6 protein-coding genes and 1 pseudogene are annotated in these 8,540 nt (G+C 71.5%); 5 read left to right on the forward strand and 2 right to left on the reverse strand.

Annotated elements, in window-relative coordinates; all coding sequences use genetic code 11:
* The 3 genes and pseudogenes from G5C60_RS47980 to G5C60_RS47990 all read left to right on the forward strand — a co-directional run.
* Positions 1–392 (forward strand): annotated as a pseudogene (locus G5C60_RS47980) (hypothetical protein); the annotation flags it as partial.
* A gap of 60 nt (positions 393–452) precedes the next feature.
* Positions 453–965: a GNAT family N-acetyltransferase gene (locus G5C60_RS47985; RefSeq protein WP_165270146.1), complete on the forward strand. Its 513-nt coding sequence runs from the start codon at positions 453–455 to the stop codon at positions 963–965.
* Positions 966–1,111: 146 nt separating this feature from the next.
* Positions 1,112–1,585 carry a carboxymuconolactone decarboxylase family protein gene (locus G5C60_RS47990; RefSeq protein ID WP_165270148.1) on the forward strand — a complete coding sequence of 158 codons (474 nt, stop codon included), beginning with the start codon at positions 1,112–1,114 and terminating at the stop codon, positions 1,583–1,585.
* A 36-nt stretch (positions 1,586–1,621) separates the two neighbouring features.
* On the opposite strand, the gene G5C60_RS47995 is transcribed toward G5C60_RS47990, so the two are convergent.
* Both G5C60_RS47995 and G5C60_RS48000 read right to left on the reverse strand, forming a co-directional pair.
* Positions 1,622–3,274 (reverse strand): AMP-binding protein, encoded by a 1,653-nt coding sequence (locus tag G5C60_RS47995; RefSeq protein WP_165270150.1) that lies wholly within the window; start codon positions 3,272–3,274, stop codon positions 1,622–1,624.
* Positions 3,271–4,947, reverse strand: coding sequence for an AMP-binding protein (locus G5C60_RS48000; RefSeq protein WP_165270152.1), 1,677 nt, complete (start codon positions 4,945–4,947; stop codon positions 3,271–3,273). Before G5C60_RS48000 ends, G5C60_RS47995 begins: the two co-directional genes overlap by 4 nt.
* A 113-nt stretch (positions 4,948–5,060) precedes the next feature.
* Between G5C60_RS48000 and G5C60_RS48005 the strand changes: the two genes are divergently transcribed.
* Together G5C60_RS48005 and G5C60_RS48010 are read left to right on the forward strand one after the other, a co-directional pair.
* Positions 5,061–5,891 (forward strand): LuxR C-terminal-related transcriptional regulator, encoded by an 831-nt coding sequence (locus G5C60_RS48005; protein ID WP_165270154.1) that lies wholly within the window; start codon positions 5,061–5,063, stop codon positions 5,889–5,891.
* A 141-nt stretch (positions 5,892–6,032) separates the two neighbouring features.
* The coding region (locus G5C60_RS48010) for an AAA family ATPase (protein WP_165270157.1) at positions 6,033–8,540 on the forward strand (2,508 nt) is incomplete at its 3' end.

Raw genomic sequence — 8,540 nt, forward strand, 5'->3', positions numbered from 1 at the left:
CAGCCACTCCCCGTCCCCCCTTCAATCCGGTGACGATCCGTACGGCCCGGGACGCCGTGACCGCCGCCGCCCTGTACCTCCGCTGGCTCGGCTACCAGGACATACGGCGGGCGGATCAGCGGCCGCCCTCCGGGATCGGTCTGGCGGCCCGCGGCGTCCTCGCACAGGTCGACCCGGCCCTGCGTCCCGCCTCGCTGCGCGACGTGGAGTGCCTGTGGCTGACGGCGATGACGGAATCGGCGGGCTGCGTCTACTTCTCGCTGGCCGGGTACGCGGAGGACGCCCGTTCCCGCGCCGACTCCCTCGGCATCCCCCTCTTCGTACTGGACCTCACGGGCACCCCTCAGCCGGCCAACAGCCTCGCCGACGAACTGATCGCCACGGGCGCCTGACCGTCCCGGCTCTCCCAAGCCCCAAAGCCCCCGCCTCCAAGTCCCCCACATACTTGGCCCATGACCATCAGACCCGCCGCCTCCGCCGACCTCCCGCTGCTCCAGGACATCGAACGCGCCGCGGGTGACCTCTTCCGCCCCATCGGCATGGCGGAGATCGCCGACGACGAGCCGCCCGCGCTCGACCTGCTGGAGCGCTTTCGCCGGGCGGGCCACGCCTGGGTCGCCGAGGACGGCACCGGCCGGGTCGTCGCGTACCTGGTCGGCGAGCCCGTGGACGGCGCGTTCCACATCGAGCAGGTCTCCGTCCACCCGGGCGCGGGACGGCGGGGCGCGGGCCGGGCCCTGATCGCGTACGCCGCCGACCGCGCCCGCGACCAGGGCCTGACCGCTCTCACCCTGACCACCTTCACGCAGGTCCCCTGGAACGCCCCGTACTACGAGCGCATCGGTTTCCGCGTCCTGACCGAACCCGAACTCACCCCGGGCCTACGAAAGATCCGCGCCGCGGAAGCCGAACACGGCCTCGACCGCTGGCCCCGGGGGTGCATGCGCAGAGAGCTGACCAACTGACCACGCCTGGCGCGTAACTGACCCTGCCGCGGTGCGACACGGGAGACGCGCGTCACATTCGGTCACGTCCCATTGGGGTGTGTCACATTTCGCCGAGCTGTCCCGTCGTAGATGTGTAGCCACCGACAACGGCAGAGGAGCTGACCATGGATGCTCGGTTGAACCTCATGGAGAACGCGACCGCAGGCAAGTTCGTGAAGCACATCGTCTCGGCGAGCAGGGTGCTCGCGGAGTCGACGCTGCCGCTCGCGACGCAGGAGCTGGTGAAGCTCCGCGCCAGTCAGATCAACGGCTGCGGGTTCTGCACCGACATGCACACCAAGGATGCGGCCGCAGCCGGGGAGACGGCGCAACGCCTCCACCTCGTCGCGGCCTGGCGGGAGGCCAAGGTCTTCACCGAGGCCGAGCGCGCCGCTCTTGAGCTGACGGAGCAGGGCACCCGCATCGCCGACGCGGCCGGTGGCGTCACGGACGAGGCCTGGGCGAACGCCGCCAAGCACTACGACGAGGACCAGCTCGCCGCCCTGGTGTGCGCCATCGCCGCCATCAACGCCTTCAACCGTATGAACGTCATCGTCCAGCAGCCGGCCGGCGACTACCAGCCCGGCCAGTTCGGCTGACGAGGCCAGGACAGGCAGACAGGGCAGACAGGTGCGTCACCGGCCGGGGTCCCCCTTGCGGGCCCCGGCCGCGTACCGCTCCCGCAGCTCGATCTTCCGCACCTTCCCCGACACCGTCATCGGAAAGGACTCCATGATCCGCAGGCGGCTCGGCACCTTGTAGTGCGCCAACTGCCCGGTGCAGAAGGTCTGTAGCTCGTCCAGGGTCAGCGGGTCCGCGGGGTCCCGCGGGATCACGCAGGCAAGCACCTCCTCGCCGTACCGTTCGTCGGGTACGCCCACGACCTGGACGTCGGCGATCTTCGGATGCGCGTACAGGAACTCCTCGATCTCGCGCGGATAGATGTTCTCGCCACCCCGGATGATCATGTCCTTGATCCGGCCGACGATCTGGACGTAGCCGTCGTCGAGCATCACGGCCAGGTCCCCGGTGTGCATCCAGCGCCCCGAGTCGACGGCCTCCGCGGTCTTCTCGGGCTCGTCCCAGTAGCCGAGCATCACGCTGTAGCCGCGGGTGCACAGCTCCCCCGCCGAGCCACGCGGCACCGTCACCCCGGTCGCCGGGTCGACGACCTTCACCTCGATGTGCGGCAGTACGCGCCCGACCGTGCCGGTGCGGTGTTCCAGGTCGTCGTCGCGGCGGGTCTGGAGGGACACGGGCGAGGTCTCGGTCATGCCGTAGCAGATGGAGACCTCGGCCATGTGCATCTCGGCGACCACCCGTTTCATCACCTCGACCGGGCAGGGTGAGCCCGCCATGATGCCGGTGCGCAGGGAGGAGAGGTCGTACGTCGCGAAGTCCGGCAGGTTCAGCTCGGCGATGAACATGGTCGGGACGCCGTACAGCGACGTACAGCGCTCCTTCTCGACCGCCTTCAGCGTCGCCGCGGCGTCGAAGGACGGCGCCGGGATGACGATGCACGCGCCGTGCGAGGTGGCGCCCAGGTTGCCCATCACCATGCCGAAGCAGTGGTAGAAGGGCACGGGCAGACACACCCGGTCCTGCTCGGTGTAGCCGATGGTCCGGCCCACCCAGTAGCCGTTGTTGAGGATGTTGTGGTGCGAGAGCGTGGCACCCTTCGGGAAGCCGGTGGTGCCCGAGGTGTACTGGATGTTGACCGGCTCGTCGCAGCTCAACTCGGCGCCGGAGACGGCCACTTGCTCGTACGGGACGGATGCCGCGCCCGCCACGAGCGCGTCCCAGCTCTCGTCGCCGATGTAGACGGTCTCGCGCAACTCCGGGCATTTTCCCCGCACTTGACCGACCAGCGCCCGGTAGTCGCTGCCCTTGTGCGCGAGCGAGGCGACCAGGAGCGAGATCCCGGCCTGCTTCAGCACGTACTCCAGCTCATGGGCACGGTAAGCGGGGTTGATGTTCACCATGATCGCGCCGATGCGGGCGGTCGCGTACTGGACGAGCACCCACTCAGGGCAGTTGACCGCCCAGATGCCCACCCGGTCGCCCTTCACCACACCCTTGGCGAGCAGCCCGCGCGCCACCTCGTCGACCGCGGCGCCGAACTCGGCATACGTCCAACGCCGTCCGGAGGGCACGTCCACGAGCGCGTCCCGCGAGGGGTACGCGGCGATCGCCCGGTCGAGATTGGCGCCGATGGTGTCGCCGAGCAAGGGCGTCGTACTGGTCCCATGCGTGTAACTGGTCCCCTGCGTGTAACTGGCCTCGGTCACCGGTGGTCCTCCTCGCGGTACTCGTTCGCGGAGCCCGCGGCGGTGGCCTCGCGCAGTTCGATCCGGCGGATCTTGCCCGACACTGTCTTGGGGAGGTCGCCGAACTCCAGGCGACGGATGCGCTTGTACGGGGCGAGGGTGGTGCGCGCATGCTCGAAGAGGACCTTCGCGGTGTCGGGGCCCGGCTCCCAGCCCTCCGCCAGCACGACGTACGCCTTGGGGACGGCGAGCCGCAGCTCGTCGGGCGCGGGCACGACGGCCGCCTCGGCCACCGCCTCGTGCTCCAGGAGCGCGCTCTCCAGCTCGAAGGGCGAGATCTTGTAGTCGGACGCCTTGAAGACATCGTCGCTGCGCCCGACATAGATGATGTAGCCGTCCGCGTCCCGCGAACCGATGTCACCGGTCCGGTAGTAGCCGCCCGCCATCGCCTCCGCCGTACGGTCGGCGTCGCCGTGGTAGCCGGTCATCAGCCCCACGGGGTGCGCGGACAGGTCGAGTGCGATCTCGCCCTCGTCCGCGCCCGGGGCACCCGACACCGGATCGAGCAGCTCGACCCGGAAGCCGGGGCTGGGCCGCCCCATGGAGCCCGTCTTCAGCTGCTGCCCCGGGCTGTTGGACACCTGCACGGCCGTCTCGGTCTGCCCGAAACCGTCCCGGATGGTGACGCCCCAGGCCCTCCGCACCTGCTCGATGACCTCGGGGTTCAGGGGCTCTCCGGCGGCGACGGCCTCGCGCGGCGGCGTCCGCAGCTGGGTCAGGTCGGCCTGGATGAGCATGCGCCACACAGTGGGAGGAGCACAGAAGGTCGTCACCCCCGCGCGGTCCATCTCCGCCATCAGTCTGCCCGCGTCGAAGCGCGTGTAGTTGTGGATGAAGACCGTCGCCTCGGCGTTCCAGGGCGCGAAGAGGTTCGACCAGGCGTGCTTGGCCCAGCCGGGCGAGGAGATGTTCAGATGGACGTCGCCGGGCCTGAGGCCGATCCAGTACATGGTCGCCAAGTGGCCGATGGGGTACGACACATGGGTGTGCTCGACGAGCTTGGGGCGCGCGGTCGTACCCGAGGTGAAGTACAGCATCAGCGGGTCGTCCGGGCGCGTGACGCCGTCGGGAACGAAGTCCGCGGGGGCTGCGTACGCGTCCCCGTACGACCGCCAGCCCTCCCCCTGATCGTCGCCGCCGACCGAGATCCGGGTGTAGCGGCCGGGCACGTCGTCGAACTTGCCGGTGTCCTCGGCCCGCACGATCACATGCCGTACCCGCCCCCGCTCCACGCGGTCGCGCAGATCCACGGGGCCCAGCAGCGGCGTCGCGGGGATGACGACGGCGCGCAGCTTCATCGCGGCGAGGGCCGTCTCCCACAGTTCGGCCTGGTTGCCGAGCATGACGAGGACGCGGTCCTCGGCACGTACGCCCTGGTCGCGCAGCCAGTTGGCGGCCCGTGCGGAGCGCTCGGACAGCTCGGCGAAGGACAGCTCGACGCGTGTGCCGTCCTCCTCGACGATGTGCAGGGCGGTCCGGTCGTTGCCGCGGGCGATGACGTCGAACCAGTCGAGTGCCCAGTTGAAGAACTCCGGCCGGGGCCAGGTGAAACCCTCGTAGGCCGTGGCGTAGTCCTCGCGGTGCTCCAGCAGAAAATCCCGCGCGCTGCGGAAGCGCTCCGTCGGCGTCGTCATCTGTCCTCCTCGGCCCCGGCCACACTGCCGGGCGGCTCAGTGACATGGTGTATCCGTGACGTGGGTCTCACTACCCCCGAATGGGGGGTGCGCTGCGTTGAAGGGACGAGCACGTGGCAGCAGATGTGAACGGAGCGGTGGAGATACAGGGCGCCCTGAAGCGGCTGCGGCGCGCGACGGGGCTGCCGGTCGCCTTCGGCGGCCTGGTCGAGCCGGACCGCGGGCAGATGCGTATCAGTGAGTTGAACGGTGCGAGGACGACGGCGCTCAGGGCTCTCACGGTGTCGTCGGGCAACGGGCTCGGCGGCAAGACGGTGGCCCTCGCCCGGCCCTGTGCCGTGACGGACTACTCCTCCTCACGGCAGATCAGCCATGAGTACGACGCCGTGGTCGCGGCGGAGGGGCTGCGGTCGGTCCTCGCGGTGCCGGTCGTCGTACGCCGCCGGGTGCGCGGTGTGCTGTACGGCGCCCTGCGCACGGCCCAGCCGCTCGGCGACCGGACGCTGAGCGCGGCGGTGGAGGCGGCACGGGACGTGGAGCAGTCGCTGGTCGTACGGGACGAGGCGCACAGTCTGCTGGCGGCGGCGCGCGAGCCGGAGCGTGCCGTGGGCGCCGGGTGGGAGCAGGTCCGCGAGGCGCACGGGGCGCTGCGGGCGCTGGCCCCGCGCGTCGATGACCCGGCGCTGCGGGCCGAACTGCTCGCGGTCTGCGACAGGTTGGCGGCCGCTCCCGCCCCGGCGGCCGGTGGTGTCCGGCTTGCCCCGCGTGAGCTGGACGTCCTGGCCTGTGTGGCCGCCGGCACGACCAACGCGGCCGCCGCGGACCGGCTCGGACTGCGGCCCGAGACGGTGAAGGCGTATCTGCGCTCGGCGATGCGCAAGCTGGGAGCGCACACGCGGCTGGAGGCGGTGGTGGCGGCACGACGGGCGGGGCTGCTGCCGTGAAGTCAGGGCGCCATTCACCCTCAGGCGCCCTGAAATCCCGTATACCAAAACTCGGTTATTTCCTTCACGGTGCACCCCTCCGAAATTCAGGGGGTCATTGCTTAATATTGAACCGGACACGACATGAGAGGAGCGGTGCGCGTGCGACGGGATGCCGAGGAGCCTGTCAGACCCCGTTCCGACCAGGTCATCGGCCGGAACCAGCTGCTGGAACAAGCACGTGAGCAGCTCTCCCGAGGAGGCAGCGTCCTCTTGCACGGTCCGCCCGGAATCGGAAAATCGACCACCCTGCGGGCACTGGCCGTGGAATACGCCGAATCGGCGCGGACCGTGTTGCGCTGCTCGGCCACCGAGTCGGAATCCCATCTCCCCTTCCTCGCCCTCGTCGATCTGCTCGGCCTCGTCGCCGACGAGGTCGCGGACGCGCTGCCGGCCCCGCAGCGCGCCGCGCTCGAAGCGGCGCTCACCGGCCGCGGTGAATCGTCCCTGCACCGGGACGGCCTGGCGCTGCGCCTCGCGGTGCTTTCGGTGCTGCGCGCGCTGGCGGCCAGGGGTCCCGTCCTCCTCGTCGCCGACGACCTCCAGTGGCTGGACGCACCCAGCGCCGAACTGCTCGGCTTCGCGGCCCGCCGGCTCGGCGGGATGCCGGTGCGGATGCTCGGCGCGGTGCGCACCCGCACCGAACCGAAGGAACAAGAGCACGTTCCGTATCTACGCGCGTATCCCCCGGAGTCCCTCGCCCTGCTCCTCGCCCCGCTCACCGGCCCCCAGGTGTCCGAACTCCTCGCCGCCCGCGGCTACACCGGACTGCGCCGCTCCACCGTCCGGGACATCCACCACACCAGCGGCGGCAACCCGCTGTTCGCGCTCGAACTCGGCCGCGCCCTGGCCGAGAGCCCGACACCGCCGCGCCCCGGCGAGCCGCTGCCGGTGCCGACCTCGCTGCGCGCCCTCGTCCTCAGCCGCCTCGACCTGCTGTCCGCCGAGGCCCGGCGCACCCTGCTCGTCGCGAGCGCCGGAGCACGCCCCACGCTGGCACTGCTGCGCGCGGCGGGGCGCCCGGACGCGGAGGCCGAGACGGCGCTCGCTGCCTCGCTCGGACTGGTGGCCACCAACGGCCCTGACGGCCCTGACGGCCAGGAGGGGACCGTACGGTTCGCGCATCCGCTCGTCTCGGCCGCGCTGTACGCGCAGGCGACGCCCCAGGAACGGCGGGCCGCCCATGCCGCGCTGTCCACGGCGGCCTCCGACCCGATCGAGCGGGCCCGCCATCTGGCCCTGGCCACGACCGGTACGGACGAGCGGGTCGCCGCACGGCTCTCCGAGGCCGCGACCCTGGCCCGGGACCGCGGCGCGCCCTCCGTCGCGGCCCAACTCGGCCTGCTCGCCGCCCGGCACACCCCGCCGGAGGACCGATGCGGCGCGGACGAACGCCGGTTGAGGTCCGCCGAGGACGCGCTGACCTCCGGTGACAGCGACCTCGCGCGGGAAGTGGCCCGCGACGTACTGGACCGGGCGACCGACGCGGCGGTCCGGGTACGCGCCTGGATGGTCGTGATCGACGCGGCGGGCCAGGCGATGTCCGAGGTCGACGCCGTCTTCCCGCGGGTCCTCGCCGACGCGGGCGAGGACCCGCGGCTGCTCGCGCTGGTCCGCTACCAACTGGCCTGGCGGGCCCTGCTCGTCGAGGGCGAGATGACGAAGGGCCGCGAAGAGGCCGCCCACGCCGCCCGGCTCGCCGCCACGGCCGCCGACCGGCGCACCGAGCTGATGGCGCTGTCGTTCCAGGCCCAGATGGAGACCCTGATGGGGCACCCCGACGCCCCGGCGACCCTCGAACGGGCACTCACGGAGCCGCAGGACCCGATCGTGGCGTGCGATCACAACGGCGCGGGCGCCACCCGGTTCCGCTGGCAGATCATGAGCGACCAGCTCACCGAGGCGCGTACGACGATCACCCGCCTCCTCGGCGAGGTACGCCGTCGCGGCATGGTCGAGAGCGAGGTGCACTTCCTGCGCGGGCTCGCCGAGACCGAGCTGCGCGCCGGGCACTGCGGCCGGGCGCTCGACCTCGCCCACGAGAGCCTGCGGCTCGGCCGGGACACGGGGATCGGCGAGGCCGCGGGCAACATGTTCACCTCGCTCGCCGAGGCCGCGGGCGGTGACGTGGACCAGGCCCTCGCCCTGGCCGGCGACGCGGTCAGCCGCGCCGAGGAGGACGGCGACCTGATCTACCTCTCGCGTGCGCTGGGCGCGCTCGGACATGCCCAGCTCGTGGCCGGGGACGCTGCCGGGACGGTCCAGTCCCTGCGCAGGGCAAGGGAGTTGGAGCAGGGGCTCAGCATCTCCGATCCCGCGCGGGGCCGCTGGCACGGCGACCTCGCCGAGGCACTGATCCTGATCGGCGAACTCGCGGAGGCGCAGGACGTCATCGACGCCACGCGCGAGCACGCGGTACGGCTCGGACGCGCGAGCGTCCTCGCCGTACTCGACCGGGCCGAGGCCCTGGCGAAAGCCGCGCGCGGCGAACACGAGGCGGCCGTACGGCAGTTGACGTCCGCGCAGGAGCAGCTGGCGAAGCTGGGGTACGGGCTCGAAGAGGCGCGCGTGGCGCTGGAGTTGGGGCGGCTGCGGGCGGAGGGGTCAGGG

The sequence above is a fragment of the Streptomyces scabichelini genome (assembly GCF_011045015.1).
GTDB classification, from domain to species: Bacteria; Actinomycetota; Actinomycetes; order Streptomycetales; family Streptomycetaceae; genus Streptomyces; species Streptomyces scabichelini.